This is a genomic window from Acinetobacter sp. LUNF3 (genome assembly GCF_022699605.1).
GTDB classification, from domain to species: domain Bacteria; phylum Pseudomonadota; class Gammaproteobacteria; order Pseudomonadales; family Moraxellaceae; genus Acinetobacter; species Acinetobacter johnsonii.
This window is the reverse complement of the sequence record NZ_CP093968.1, coordinates 2,346,373-2,358,957: the sequence shown is the minus strand read 5'-3', so window position 1 is coordinate 2,358,957 and position 12,585 is coordinate 2,346,373. Positions and strand designations below refer to the sequence as shown.

Annotated in this window: 11 protein-coding genes, 4 tRNA genes and 1 pseudogene; 8 read left to right on the top strand and 8 right to left on the bottom strand. The window is 41.0% G+C overall.

Going from position 1 to position 12,585, the window contains the following annotated elements; translation table 11 throughout:
• Nucleotides 1–115: 115 nt before the first annotated feature.
• Together MN200_RS11495 and MN200_RS11490 are read left to right on the top strand one after the other, a co-directional pair.
• Nucleotides 116–427, top strand: coding sequence for a hypothetical protein (locus tag MN200_RS11495; protein WP_227509220.1), 312 nt, complete (start codon nt 116–118; stop codon nt 425–427).
• A gap of 147 nt (nt 428–574) precedes the next feature.
• Nucleotides 575–2,770 carry a LuxR C-terminal-related transcriptional regulator gene (locus tag MN200_RS11490; protein ID WP_242759416.1) on the top strand — a complete coding sequence of 732 codons (2,196 nt, stop codon included), beginning with the start codon at nt 575–577 and terminating at the stop codon, nt 2,768–2,770.
• Nucleotides 2,771–2,885: 115 nt separating this feature from the next.
• Here the strand turns inward: MN200_RS11490 and trpC are convergent, their stop codons facing one another.
• From trpC to MN200_RS11475, 3 genes are read right to left on the bottom strand one after another with little or no spacing between them, the layout of a single operon-like run.
• Nucleotides 2,886–3,692, bottom strand: a complete 807-nt coding sequence (trpC, locus tag MN200_RS11485) for an indole-3-glycerol phosphate synthase TrpC (protein WP_242759415.1) — start codon at nt 3,690–3,692, stop codon at nt 2,886–2,888.
• 16 nt (nt 3,693–3,708) lie between these two features.
• A complete protein-coding gene (trpD, locus tag MN200_RS11480) occupies nt 3,709–4,755 on the bottom strand; it encodes an anthranilate phosphoribosyltransferase (RefSeq protein ID WP_125273258.1) in 1,047 nt (348 codons plus the stop codon).
• A 16-nt stretch (nt 4,756–4,771) separates the two neighbouring features.
• Nucleotides 4,772–5,356, bottom strand: a complete 585-nt coding sequence (locus MN200_RS11475) for an aminodeoxychorismate/anthranilate synthase component II (protein ID WP_125273259.1) — start codon at nt 5,354–5,356, stop codon at nt 4,772–4,774.
• Between the two features lie 842 nt (nt 5,357–6,198).
• Here MN200_RS11475 and glnA point away from each other — a divergent pair.
• The 6 genes and pseudogenes from glnA (at nt 6,199) to MN200_RS11445 (ending at nt 11,210) form a co-directional block, all read left to right on the top strand.
• Nucleotides 6,199–7,614, top strand: a complete 1,416-nt coding sequence (gene glnA, locus MN200_RS11470; RefSeq protein ID WP_242759413.1) for a type I glutamate--ammonia ligase — start codon at nt 6,199–6,201, stop codon at nt 7,612–7,614.
• A gap of 89 nt (nt 7,615–7,703) precedes the next feature.
• Complete coding sequence (locus MN200_RS11465; RefSeq protein ID WP_242759411.1) at nt 7,704–7,979, top strand: hypothetical protein; 276 nt, start codon at nt 7,704–7,706, stop codon at nt 7,977–7,979.
• Between the two features lie 87 nt (nt 7,980–8,066).
• Entirely contained in the window at nt 8,067–8,552 is a 486-nt protein-coding gene (locus MN200_RS11460; protein WP_078388622.1) for a chorismate lyase, read from the top strand.
• A complete protein-coding gene (gene ubiA, locus MN200_RS11455; RefSeq protein WP_242759409.1) occupies nt 8,549–9,430 on the top strand; it encodes a 4-hydroxybenzoate octaprenyltransferase in 882 nt (293 codons plus the stop codon). The genes MN200_RS11460 and ubiA overlap by 4 nt, the downstream gene beginning before the upstream one ends.
• A 107-nt stretch (nt 9,431–9,537) precedes the next feature.
• Nucleotides 9,538–10,879, top strand: a pseudogene (locus MN200_RS11450) (lipase family protein).
• Between the two features lie 100 nt (nt 10,880–10,979).
• Nucleotides 10,980–11,210, top strand: a complete 231-nt coding sequence (locus MN200_RS11445; RefSeq protein ID WP_039890041.1) for a hypothetical protein — start codon at nt 10,980–10,982, stop codon at nt 11,208–11,210.
• A gap of 1 nt (nt 11,211) precedes the next feature.
• On the opposite strand, the gene MN200_RS11440 is transcribed toward MN200_RS11445, so the two are convergent.
• The 5 genes from MN200_RS11440 to MN200_RS11420 form a co-directional block, all read right to left on the bottom strand.
• On the bottom strand, nt 11,212–11,676 hold the full coding sequence (locus MN200_RS11440; protein ID WP_058870071.1) for a DUF2726 domain-containing protein: 465 nt from the start codon (nt 11,674–11,676) through the stop codon (nt 11,212–11,214).
• A 56-nt stretch (nt 11,677–11,732) separates the two neighbouring features.
• Nucleotides 11,733–11,808 (bottom strand) — tRNA-Asn (locus MN200_RS11435).
• Between the two features lie 288 nt (nt 11,809–12,096).
• Nucleotides 12,097–12,172: transfer RNA gene (locus MN200_RS11430), tRNA-Asn, on the bottom strand.
• Nucleotides 12,173–12,367: 195 nt separating this feature from the next.
• Nucleotides 12,368–12,443 (bottom strand) — tRNA-Asn (locus MN200_RS11425).
• Nucleotides 12,444–12,447: 4 nt separating this feature from the next.
• Nucleotides 12,448–12,523: transfer RNA gene (locus tag MN200_RS11420), tRNA-Asn, on the bottom strand.
• Nucleotides 12,524–12,585 lie beyond the last annotated feature (62 nt).

Genomic DNA, 12,585 nt, shown 5'->3' with positions numbered 1-12,585 from the left:
TTTAGACTGATGAATGGCATAACATGATTCGTAGAGGATGATGTTTTGCCAAATGCAAAATTCAGGGAAATGAATGTTGCAGATGTAAATGAATAAAAAGATTGGATGAATATACATGCAAGTGTTGAAGACTAAACTCAGTCGTCCGAGCATGCTGAATGGCAGGGCAATGCAACGTCCCCAACTGTTAAGTCAGATCGTGGGCTATTGTCAGTCTTCTTTGGTTTTTATTCACGCCGCGGCGGGTTATGGAAAAACCACGCTGATGCATCAACTTTCAGAGTCTCTTTTAGCAAAGGGAAAGAAAGTCTGTTGGTTAACTTTGGATGATGATGACAATGATCCAATTCGACTCTATCAATACTTGCGTTTGGCGCTTTTGGATTTAGAACCACCGCATTCGATCTCTTATGGACAGATCCATTAACAACACATCATTGAGCTGACACAAAAAGTTGCAGCAGAGGATGCTGACACAGTTTTATTTATCGATGAGTTTGAAGCATTAACAAACCCAGAATGTTTAAATATCTTTTGGTGGTTGTACCAGTCCTTACCTGAAAATTGTCATTTGGTGATCGCTTCAAGGGTCAAACCCAATTGGAGTTTCGCGAAAGAATATCTATTAGGTCGTTTAAAGTGGGTCACAGAGACTCAGCTCAGTATCAAACAGCAAGAAAGCAGTGCGCTTATTCAGTTTTTACAACAACAAAACTTTGACCAGCTTGCTTTAAGCACAGAGCTTGCAGAACAACTGATTGATAAAACTGAAGGCTGGTTTACAGGCATTCAGTTCACTAATTTATATTTGAAAGAACATCAAGATATTCATGGTTTTATTAAAAACTTAACTGGTGCGCATCATCAGATTGTGAATTACCTCAGTGAGCAGGTTTTTTTACAACAAGACCCTGAAATTCAGCAATTTTTATTGCAAATTAGTGTACTGAGGAAAATTAATCCAGCTTTGGTTATCGCCTTAACGGGTAATCATGCTGCACAGCAGATTCTCGATGTCATCAGCCAAAAAGGCTTGTTCATTCAAGCGATAGATGAACAGCGTACGTGGTATCGCGTGCATCATTTATTTCGAGACTTTTTGCAATCGAAGTTTAAGCTTTTACAACCCGATGCATATCAGCAAATGCATCGTAAAGCGGCAGAATGGTTCAAACAACAGCGTTATCTGATGGAAGCGATTTATCACGCCCAACAAGCAGAAGATCAGCAGCTGATTTTATCATTGCTCAACACGGTATGTCGTGAACTGATCTTAGAAGGCCGACACTATACGTTGTTGGAGTTGGTCAAACAGATCCCTGATTCTGTCTTGCTGCAAAATCCAAATTTGCTCTATGACATTATTTGGACCTTGGTGCTGACCCATCAAGTGACCCTAGCCAATCATTATTTACAGCTCTGGCATAGTGTGGATCAACATGAAACCTTATTACAACATGAGGACCAATTAGGTTTAGCTCCTCTCATTGCTGTTTTAGAAGACAAGTTAGATGTGGCTTATCGCTTAGCGCAACAAAACTTAGCACAACTGCCAAGTACCGTTTATTTTGTCCGTGCTCTACTGATTGGGATTGGGGCTTTACATCACATTTGTTTGGGGCAAATGAGTGAAGCACGAAAGCTATTACTACAAACGCGCATTATCTATTTGCAAGGTCATAACCTATATGGTTTGGCAATGGTCGATTGTATTGATGCCCTATGTGATTATTTATTAGGAAATTTAACGCTCGCGGCAGAGAAATTTACTCAAGTAGGGCAGAGCGAGGAATATCGTAAATTAGGCTTAGATGATGACAATAAAGCAGCCATTATGAATATTCTGAGCAGCTTTAAAGCAGACGTGTATTATGAAATGAACCAAATGTCGCAAGTCGAAGCTGCATTAATGGACTTTAAGGGCGGCGGTAATCTGGCAATGCCTGATATGGTGGTGGTGGGCTATATTTTACAAATGCGACTAGCGACCTTGCATCAAGATCAAAGCGCGATACAAATGTGCTTGCACCAAGCACATACGCGTAGTAGCCAATGGTCATTACCTAGACTCGCACAAACTATACAAGCCTATGTGCAACAAGCAAGCCCGCTTTCTGCATTAGCTGATTCTGAGCAGGCAGCATTTCAGCCGTATCTAAATTTTACCCATTTGCTGCGTGGCGATGATTTAATGCTGGTGCGTCAGCAAATTTTCATGGGGCAAGCCGAGCAAGCCAAAGAATATTTAAGCCAACAGTTAGCATTTTTTAGGATTTATCCGATACGTTTTGTGCGTGTTCAAATCTTGTTTGCACTGGCTCTGTATCAATTGAAACAACATGAACAGGCTTTTGAAGCGCTACAACAAGCACTTGAAACCCTCATGCCGACTCAAGCGGTGCGGGTGATTCTAGATGAAGACCCTTTAATTTGGGATATGTTAAGTGGTCTAAGTCAGCATTTAAGTCGACAGAAGCAAAAGCATACAGTTGTATTGCTAGAATATATCCAGCAACTTCAAAAGCTCAATCAAGCTGAAAGCAGTGCTGAAGCTTTGATCGGAAGTTCTGGCCTTGAGGCTTTATCAAAACGTGAAGTCCAAATTTTAGAAAAATTAAGCCGTGGCTGTACTGATGCTGAAATATCCGAGTCGATCTTTTTGTCCATCAATACGGTGAAATGGCATCTGCGTAAAATCTATAACAAGTTGCAGGTCCGCTCTCGAATGGAAGCGGTGAATGAGGCCAAGAAGCAGGGCTTAATTGAGTAATTTAAAATTGAACAATTTTTTATATGTTACTGTTTAACCAGATCTTCAACAGCTTTTTGAAAGTGCAAATCATAAAGTATTCAGGGCAAGAGCATGCCTTACCCTGAATATGCGATTAAAGTGATTTAGGTGTTCCAAATAGCTCAGTAAAGGCGTGATCTGGACGGGGCTGCTTCATAAAGCTTTCACCGACCAAGAAAGCATGAATGTCATGCTCTTGCATCATCGCAACATCCGCTGGGGTCGCAATGCCGCTTTCCGTCACCAGTAGACGAGATGGTTCAAGTAGTTTTTTCAGACGAATCGAAGTGTTTAAGTCCACATCAAAGGTTTTTAAGTTGCGGTTATTGACACCCAATACGCAACGCTCGGGTAGACGCAAAGCACGTTCAAGTTCTGCTTCATCGTGTACTTCAACCAAGACATCTAAATTCTGCTCAAAAGCCGTTTTAGACATTTCTTCGAGTTGTTGATCTGACAAGCATGCCACAATCAGAAGAATACAGTCGGCATGTAAAGCACGTGCTTCAATCACCCCATAAGGGTCAATCAAAAAGTCTTTGCGTAATGCAGGCAGGGCACAGTGAGAACGTGCAATTTGAATATTCTCATCGGCACCTTGGAAAAAATCGACATCGGTTAAAACCGATAAACATGCTGCACCTGCGGCTTCGTATTGCTGCGCGATTTCAGCAGGATCAAAGTTTTCACGAATGATGCCTTTAGATGGTGATGCTTTCTTAATTTCAGCGATCACACCCGGTTGTTTGCTCAGTAAAGACTTTGCAAAACCACGCACAGGAGTTGCCTCAAATGCCCATTCTTCAACATCTTTATAGCTACGTTGTTTGAGGCGTGCAGCAAACTCTTCCTGCTTGCGATCCACAATTTTGCCTAAAATCGTATTTGCGATATCTACCATGACAAAATCCTGTCTATCAAGCGTCGTATTGTTTAAGGGTTTTGCTGAATTCAGCAAGGATACTCATCTTTTCTAAAGCTTGTCCGCCGTAGATGATGTCATGTGCTAAAGCCACGCCTTGTTTATAACTGGTACAAAGTCCAGAGATATATAAACCAGCCCCTGCATTTAAAGCAATCATATTGGCTGCTTTTTCGCCTTTATCGGATTTGTTTTTACCTAAGGCATCTTTGATTAAGCTTAAACTTTCAGCAGAATTTTGAATGATTAAACCTGTTAAAGTTTGCGATTCGATTCCGACATCCTCAGGTTGAATCTCCCATTCTGTGACTTCACCATTTTTGAGTTCAGCCACATAAGTGCTTGATGCAAGGCTAATTTCATCTAAACCATCTTTCGAATGAACCACCATGACATGTTCAGCCCCCAGTTGTTTCATCACTTCTGCAATAGGACGGCACAATTCAGTCGAAAACACCCCAATCACTAGACGTTTTACTCCAGCCGGATTCGTAAGCGGGCCAAGTAAATTGAAAATACTGCGAATGCCTAATTCACGACGTGGGCCAACCGCATATTTCATCGCTTTATGATGATTCGGCGCAAACAAGAAACCTACACCCATTTCACGAATACAACGTTCAGTTTGTTGCATGTTTAAGTCAAGTTGGATACCTGCTTGTTCTAACAAGTCCGAGGAACCCGATTTGGTTGAAACACCACGGTTACCATGTTTAGCAATGGTTGCACCTGCCGCTGCAATCACAAAAGCAGATGCAGTCGAGACGTTAAATAAGTTCTGACCGTCACCACCTGTACCGACGATGTCGACTAAATAAGGCACATCACTGACATCAATTTTGATGGCAAACTCGCGCATGACACGAGCCGCTGCGGTAATTTCATCAATACTTTCGCCTTTTAAGCGAAGACCCATCATTAGTGCACCAATTTGGGCATCTGTTGCTTCACCATTCATGATGGTGCGCATGACGTCTTCCATTTGCGGTTGCGTCAACTCAATATTTTTAGTGATGTTATTTAAAGCTTGTTGCATATTCATTTTTCACTGCACTCATTTATGCGTAAATTTCTAAAAAGTTCTTAAAGATTTGATGGCCATGCTGACTCAAGATTGATTCAGGGTGAAATTGCACGCCTTCAACGGCAAGCGTCTTATGCTTTATACCCATGATTTCTTCAATTGAGCCATCTGCTTCATTGGTCCAGCAGGTCACTTCTAAGCATTCAGGCAAGCTTTCTTGATCAATCACCAGTGAGTGATAACGCGTTGCTGAAAACGGGGAAGGGAGGTTGCTAAAAATGCCTTTATTCGAGTGGTGCATGTCAGACAGACGCCCATGCATCACTTTTTTGGCACGAATGATTTCGCCACCAAATGCTTGACCAATGGCCTGATGTCCTAAGCACACCCCTAATAATGGAATTTTTCCAGCAAAATGCTGAATGGCTGGAATAGAAATTCCTGCTTCCGAAGGTGAGCATGGACCAGGGCCAATCACAAGATACTTAGGTTGCCATCGCTCAATATCTTCCAATGTCACGGCATCATTACGTACTACTTTTACTTCTTGATTTAACTCGCCAAAATACTGGACGATGTTGTAGGTAAAAGAGTCATAGTTGTCGATCATTAAAAGCATGAGCTTAACCTATTGAAATTTATGCACATAAATGTGCTTGAAGAGTCCTATGGTATTCGTGCGTTTACATTATAAAGCTATAAGTAAATTATTTTTCTCATTCAATGACTTGAATGGAGGCACAAAACCGAAATTATCATAGCAAAAAATACACAGCTAGGGCGCGACATTTTTTTGTGGGTCTAAAAATTACAATGGGTTTTGTTACTAACGGATATAGAGTTTATGAATATCTCAGATTCAAATCCTAACGAGAAGCCTCGTGGACTATGTATAAATGTCATGAAGCATGCATATTCAATGAATATAAAAAGAATATCTTCTGATGTTGTGAGCCAAAAACTCACCAAATATCACCAAAACAGAGCATCTTTATTTTCTTAGTCACATCTGAGATTTCGGCTTTATATAGGTTTGAATGGTGAGATTTTATATTTTTATAAAATTGAATAAAAACAGTTGTCTATACTGTTTATATTTGGTTTTAGGTATATCGCCCGCCGTAATATGAGGTGTTGAGGTCAAATCAAGGCGAAAATAACAGCTTAAACAGCGCTCTAATTTATAAAAAATGGGTGGAAATTGCACAGTGAAATTTAAAAATGCACCATTATGATCCACACTCAAAATCTTTTAGATTAAATGTGAAGAAGCATGCTTGAATATGGTGCATTTACTTTTTAGCTCAGTATAATAGAGCCAAAGCAAACAGCTTAAAACTGTTATTCTGATAATGAATTCAACATTTTAGCTAAGCTTTTTAAAGTTGGTACGGTAATTGCTTTAGAACAACCAACTACTAACACGCACTAAAGAGTGCAACAAAAATTCATCGGAGCAAAATGAGCATGGCGAACAAGGTCCTACAACTCATCCAAGAAAGTGGCGCAAAATGGGTCGATTTCCGTTTTACGGATACTAAGGGTAAAGAACAACACGTAACTTACCCAGCAGATACTATCGACGAAGATACTTTTGAAGACGGTAAAATGTTTGACGGTTCTTCAATTGCTGGTTGGAAAGGTATCGAAGCGTCTGACATGATTTTACGCCCAGATGCTGAAACTGGTTTTATCGACCCGTTCTTCGCTGAGCCTACAGTAGTTGTTACTTGTGATGTCATCGAGCCATCAACTGGTCAAGGTTATGACCGTGACCCACGTTCTATTGCTCGCCGTGCAGAAGAATACCTAAAATCTACAGGTATTGGTGATACTGCATTCTTTGGTCCAGAACCAGAATTTTTTGTATTTGACGAAGTGAAGTGGGAAATCGATATGTCTGGCGCACGCCATACATTGATCGCTGAAGAAGCTGCTTGGTCAACAAACAAAGACTACGAAGGCGGAAACTCTGGTCACCGTCCACGTGTTAAAGGTGGTTACTTCCCAGTTCCTCCAGTTGACTCTTCACACGATATGCGTGCTGATATGTGTGCGCGTATTGAAGACATCATGGGGCCAGGTCGTGTAGAAGTACATCACCACGAAGTTGCATCTTGCCAGTTAGAAATTGGCGTGAGCTTCAACACAATGGTTCGTAAAGCAGACGAAGTACAACAGTTCAAATATGCTGTTTGGAATGTTGCGCACCAATATGCAAAAACTGCAACTTTCATGCCTAAGCCAATGGTTGGTGATAACGGTTCTGGTATGCACGTTCACATGTCTATCTCTAAAGATGGCAAGAACTTGTTTGCTGGCGATGAATACGCTGGTCTTTCAGAAATGGCGCTTTACTTCATTGGTGGTGTAATTAAACACGCTCGTGCATTGAACGCAATTACGAACCCTTCTACCAACTCGTACAAGCGTTTAGTTCCACACTTCGAAGCGCCGATCATGTTGGCTTACTCAGCACGTAACCGTTCTGCTTCTATCCGTATTCCTTACGTTTCTAGCCCTAAAGGCAAACGTATCGAAGCTCGCTTCCCAGATCCAATGATGAACCCGTACTTAGGTTTCGCTGCATTGTTAATGGCGGGTCTTGATGGTATCCAAAATAAGATTCACCCAGGTGAAGCAGCTGACAAAAACTTATACGACCTTCCTCCTGAAGAAGAAGCGAAAATCCCTACAGTTGCGCACAGCCTAGACATGGCTCTTGAAGCGCTTCAAGCGGATCATGAGTTCCTTCTTAAAGGTGGTGTATTCACTAAAGAAATGCTTGATGCATATATTGAACTTAAAACTGAAGAAGTGCGTCGCTTGAACACGACAACTCACCCAGTTGAATTTGATATGTACTACAGCTTGTAATTCTGAACTGAATTTCACTGTAAAAAACCCGCGCTAGTCGCGGGTTTTTTTGTATCATCTGTTTAACTTGAAAAAAATTGATGAGAGCAATGGCACAGCGTAAGAAGCACACCAGTTTTTATCCTTGGATTGACCCTAAAGATCATGATAAAGGTTTTAAGCTAAATTTTTCGATGGTGACTTATATCGAAGTAGGTCGCACCCCTGAAGGCTACAAGCGGGCAGAATTTGTCGCATTGAAAAGCCCAGAGTTGGCACTGGATTATGATTATCCTCAAAGTTTTTACTTGAGTGCTGAAGGTTTTATTTTGGTAAAAACTCCGCAGGGTAAATTTGAAACCATTGCAAAAACAGATAATTGCTAAAGATTGATCTTAGAATTGAATCAATGACATTCTGCATAACTCAAAAAGCGTTTAAGCGCACAGTAAATCAATGGTACAGGTAGGCTTATGCAGCAGATTCCAGCTGAACTGAAAACATGGTTATATGCTTCAGGTTCACTTACTCAGCAACTGAAGGATTTGGCTGATGGAACATTTAGGGTTCAACCAACCAAAGAGCATTTTCAGCGTCTTCAGTTTATCGATGCAAAATGGATGGGCATGCCGTTTCAGCATACGTCATGGGTACGAGAAAGTTTTTTATATGGTAGTGATGTAGAGCCTTGGGTTAAAGCCAAAAGCATTTTTCCGATCTTAAGTTTGCAAGGCCGTGCACGGCTTTTTAAACATATTGGTAAAAAACCGATTGGCTGGTTCTTGTTTCAGCGCACCAATCCAGCATGTGAACGTCGTGTGATTTGGCTAGAAGATGGCTGGACTAGACAGAGCTGTTATACTTGGCACGGCTGCAAGTTTATTGTTCAAGAAACTTTTTTAGCGAGTTTTGAGCAATTTTTGCAAAAGCAGAATTCAGCATCTGAAGGACAGTCATGACAACTGCGCATCAAATTACTTGGCGTGAACGTTTAGAAGCCTATTATTATTTATGTCGTTTTGATAAGCCTGTTGGCACAGAATTGGTATTCTGGCCCACCATGTGGGCACTGTGGATTGCAGCAGAGGGCATACCGCCAATTGGTATTCTGATTCCGATGGTACTTGGCACGATATTTATGCGTGCGGCTGGGTGTGCAATTAATGATTTTGCTGATCGTAAGGTCGATGCGCATGTAGAGCGCACGAAAACAAGGCCTTTAGCAACAGGGATTATCACGGCCAAAGAAGCCATTTATGTGTTTCTAGCTCTAGTCTTTGCTAGTGCTTGTATGTTGTTGTTTCTACCGATTGAAACGTTTTATTGTGCTTTAGGTGGGCTTGTTCTCGCATTTATATATCCTTTCATGAAGCGCTATACCCATTTGCCTCAGGTTGTTTTAGGCATGGCTTTTTCGTGGGGAATTCCGATGTCATTTACGGCTATGGGTAAACCATTAGATTTAACCTGTTGGTTGCTGTATTTTGGTAATCTGGCTTGGACTGTGGCATACGATACTCAATATGCGATTACCGACCGTGAATATGATTTAAAAATTGGGGTGAAGTCGACAGCCATTTTATTCGGTCGTTTTGATATTCAAATCATTGCACTTTTACAGGCGATGAGTGTCGTTTTGATCGGTACGGCGCTTTACCTTGAAAATTTATTGATGCCATTGGGTCTAATCGCATTGCTTGTAGTCGTGGCTGATTTTATTTATCAATGGTCAAAAACCAAAGACAGAGATCCACAGCGTTGTTTTTGGGCATTCCGTCACAATCGTTGGGTGGGATTGATTGTTTTTTCTGGAATCTTTTTAGAATTAATTATTTAAATTTATATATTGGTTGAAAAAGCGTCCTGTACAGGGCGCTTTTTTATGTCTTAATAAAACGGCATGTAGTTTCATGCTTAAAAAAACAACGAATAAAAGGATATTTTATGAAACGCTCGAAAATAGCATTAGCCCTTACAGTTGCCGTTTCAATGCTGTCTTTAACTGCTTGTAATGACGATGATGATTCGCCCGCTTCAAATCAAAAAACAGACCTATGTTTCTGAAAGTACCTATTCAGAAGACACATTAACCACTGCAGCTTCTATTAAGGTAATGACGTATAACATGGAAAATGTTCAAGGTCAGACCGCTAAAGCAACGGCGCTGGTGATGTTCCCTAAAGTAGCACCACCTACAGATGGTTATCGCGTAGTGGTTTGGGAGCATGGCACGGTTGGGGTAGGTGATAGTTGTGCACCAAGTAATAATATGATTCACCCACGTTTTAAAATTTTAGCAGACAGTCTACTAGCTGCTGGTTATGTGGTTGTTGCGCCAGATTATGAAGGTTTGGGCACGCCAGGGATTCATCCATATTTAAACTTATCTAGTGCTGCGAAGTCAGCGCTTTCTGCTGTACAAGCAGCAAAAGATCATTATGGTAAGCAGTTGAATGGTGCGTGGATGTCTGTGGGGCAATCTCAAGGGGGACATGCCTCATTAGCGACCGCAGAATACGCAAATACAGATACAACCTATAAAGGTGCTGTGGCAGGTGCACCAGCTTCGAGTTTGGGCAAAATTATTCTTGAGGTTGCGCCTGCTGCATTGGCAGATATTGAAGCACGTGAAACGGCAGCTAATATCCCTCTAGAATTTCGAACATCGGTGGATACTTATGCAACTTTATTGGCTTATGCAGCATTAACAGGGGTGGGTATTAAAGCGTATGAGCCGCGATTTAATTATCAAGATATTTTCCAATCACGTGCCAAATCTTTGGCTGAGTTTGCAGAAGGTTCAACAGGGGATAATGGTCTGTGTTTAGACAATGATAATGACCCAAGTCTAAGTCTAATTAATAAGTTTAAAGATGATATTATTCAGTTTATGACTGCAAATCCTGATAAAAAAGTCATGGATTATCCTGGTTTAGATACTAGTGTGTTTGCGACCAATGAAACCGTAAAAAACTTCTTAGTAAGCAGTCAGCCTGGGACTAAACGAATTGATAAACCTGTATATATAGTACAAGGTACATTGGATACAAATGTTCCATATCCAGTCACACAGGGTTTAGTTACGAAGTTGCAAGGATTGGGTTCACCAAATGTTTTATTAGATCCAGTGGTTGGAGCAACTCATACCCAAGCAATTGTATGTAAAAATTTACAAGTTTATAATTTTATTCAAGATAAGATGCCAGCAAATACTAATATTATACTTGATCCAAATACAGTGGATGCCAGCACCAATGAAAACTGTACAGGTAAAGCACCGACATAAAATGAACCATTTAAACTGAAGACAGAGCCTCATGATTGAGGCTCTTTTTTTGTTATAGTATTGGCCCATCAAAATCTAGATATTGGAAAATAGGCTGGCTATGACGAAATCAACTCAAAAACTAACGCCAAAAGTGATGTTTTTGGCGAGTCTTGGTATTGTGATTCCATTGCTTATTTTAGGGATTGCTTTTTTAGCGGTAAAAAGCGATGCAAAAAACCAAGCGGAATATCAGCGTATTAAGGAAGAACAACAGCAGCGTATTCAAGAAAAGTTGGCTGCCGAAAAGCAATTCACACAGCAGGAAGCGAGCAGCGCAGTCTCAAAGTAATTTAAGCACGCATTGCAGGCGTGATACCAATGTGTTTATGCAGTTGGCGAATGCTTGGAATTTCAGTAAAACGCAGAACGATGTAACCTGCTTCATTGAGCATGGCATCACGTTCTGCATCTTCTTGTTCCTTGCCGATATGGGAAGGATCATCAAGTTCGATAATCACCACGACTGCCAATTGTTCATCTAATAAAACGAAATCGGTGACTTTGCGGTTAAATTTGGCCCGTATTTTATAGTGGTCACTGGTAATCAGTGAGCTAAATGAAACTTGAGCTAGAACATGATGGCGTGGGAAGGCTTCTTTTAAGCGAATAAACATTTTACGTTCAAACGGCGTAATGACGTGTTTGGCATAAAACTTTTGTTTACGGCGAAACAGGTCAGGGTAGACCATCATCACTAGTGTAATAGTGGCAAAGCAGCCGATGATAAAGAAGATGATTTGACTCAGATCGAACACAATATTTTCTAGCGCAAAGAAAAAACCCACTCGCATGGAGTGGGTTTTTAGAATTTTGGCTCTCCAACCTGGGCTCGAACCAGGGACCTGCGGATTAACAGTCCGTCGCTCTACCGACTGAGCTATTGGAGAATCTGCACGCATTCTATGTGGCAAAGCTCAAAGGGTCAAGTCTTTGGCCTGATATTTTTATATAATCTGCTTTAAATGATTTAAAAATAAACGGTTTAGCTTTTATTGGTGCGATTTGATTCAGTCTTTTTGGTTTTCCATGGAGATATTTGGGAGATTCAAGCTGAGAAGGGCCTGTATGGAAAGCTGCTTTGGAGTGATTTTGAGAGATTGGTTTTACTTATGGGGGAATGTCGTTTTTATAGACAGAAAAAAGCCCAAGTCATAATGCTTGGGCTTTTTAAAATTTGGCTCTCCAACCTGGGCTCGAACCAGGGACCTGCGGATTAACAGTCCGTCGCTCTACCGACTGAGCTATTGGAGAATCTGAAATGCAGTATAGAGAAAATTACACATCGGTCAAGTTACAATGCTAAAAAAAGTCGAATTTTAGATTAAATGTTTTTTTTATAAACAATTTGATATGTCATAGCTGTATACCAGAAGGGTATAGGGTGGTGATTAAAACAATGAGTGATAAAAAAAGCCCAAGTCACGATGCTTGGGCTTTTTAGAATCTTGGCTCTTCCACCTGGGCTCGAACCAGGGACCTGCGGATTAACAGTCCGTCGCTCTACCGACTGAGCTATGGAAGAATAGTGGCTCTCCAACCTGGGCTCGAACCAGGGACCTGCGGATTAACAGTCCGTCGCTCTACCGACTGAGCTATTGGAGAATCTGAGCGCATTTTAGGGAGGAAAGGAAAATGGGTCAAGCAAAAAATATTGAGAAATGAAT

What these genes read in the sequence shown, in the direction of transcription:
- MN200_RS11495 (WP_227509220.1), top strand. Translation starts at nt 116, where the DNA reads ATGCAAGTGTTGAAGACTAAACTCAGTCGTCCGAGCATGCTGAATGGC.
- trpC (WP_242759415.1), bottom strand. Translation starts at nt 3,692, where the DNA reads ATGGTAGATATCGCAAATACGATTTTAGGCAAAATTGTGGATCGCAAG.
- trpD (WP_125273258.1), bottom strand. Translation starts at nt 4,755, where the DNA reads ATGAATATGCAACAAGCTTTAAATAACATCACTAAAAATATTGAGTTG.
- MN200_RS11475 (WP_125273259.1), bottom strand. Translation starts at nt 5,356, where the DNA reads ATGCTTTTAATGATCGACAACTATGACTCTTTTACCTACAACATCGTC.
- glnA (WP_242759413.1), top strand. Translation starts at nt 6,199, where the DNA reads ATGAGCATGGCGAACAAGGTCCTACAACTCATCCAAGAAAGTGGCGCA.
- MN200_RS11465 (WP_242759411.1), top strand. Translation starts at nt 7,704, where the DNA reads ATGGCACAGCGTAAGAAGCACACCAGTTTTTATCCTTGGATTGACCCT.
- MN200_RS11460 (WP_078388622.1), top strand. Translation starts at nt 8,067, where the DNA reads ATGCAGCAGATTCCAGCTGAACTGAAAACATGGTTATATGCTTCAGGT.
- ubiA (WP_242759409.1), top strand. Translation starts at nt 8,549, where the DNA reads ATGACAACTGCGCATCAAATTACTTGGCGTGAACGTTTAGAAGCCTAT.
- MN200_RS11445 (WP_039890041.1), top strand. Translation starts at nt 10,980, where the DNA reads ATGACGAAATCAACTCAAAAACTAACGCCAAAAGTGATGTTTTTGGCG.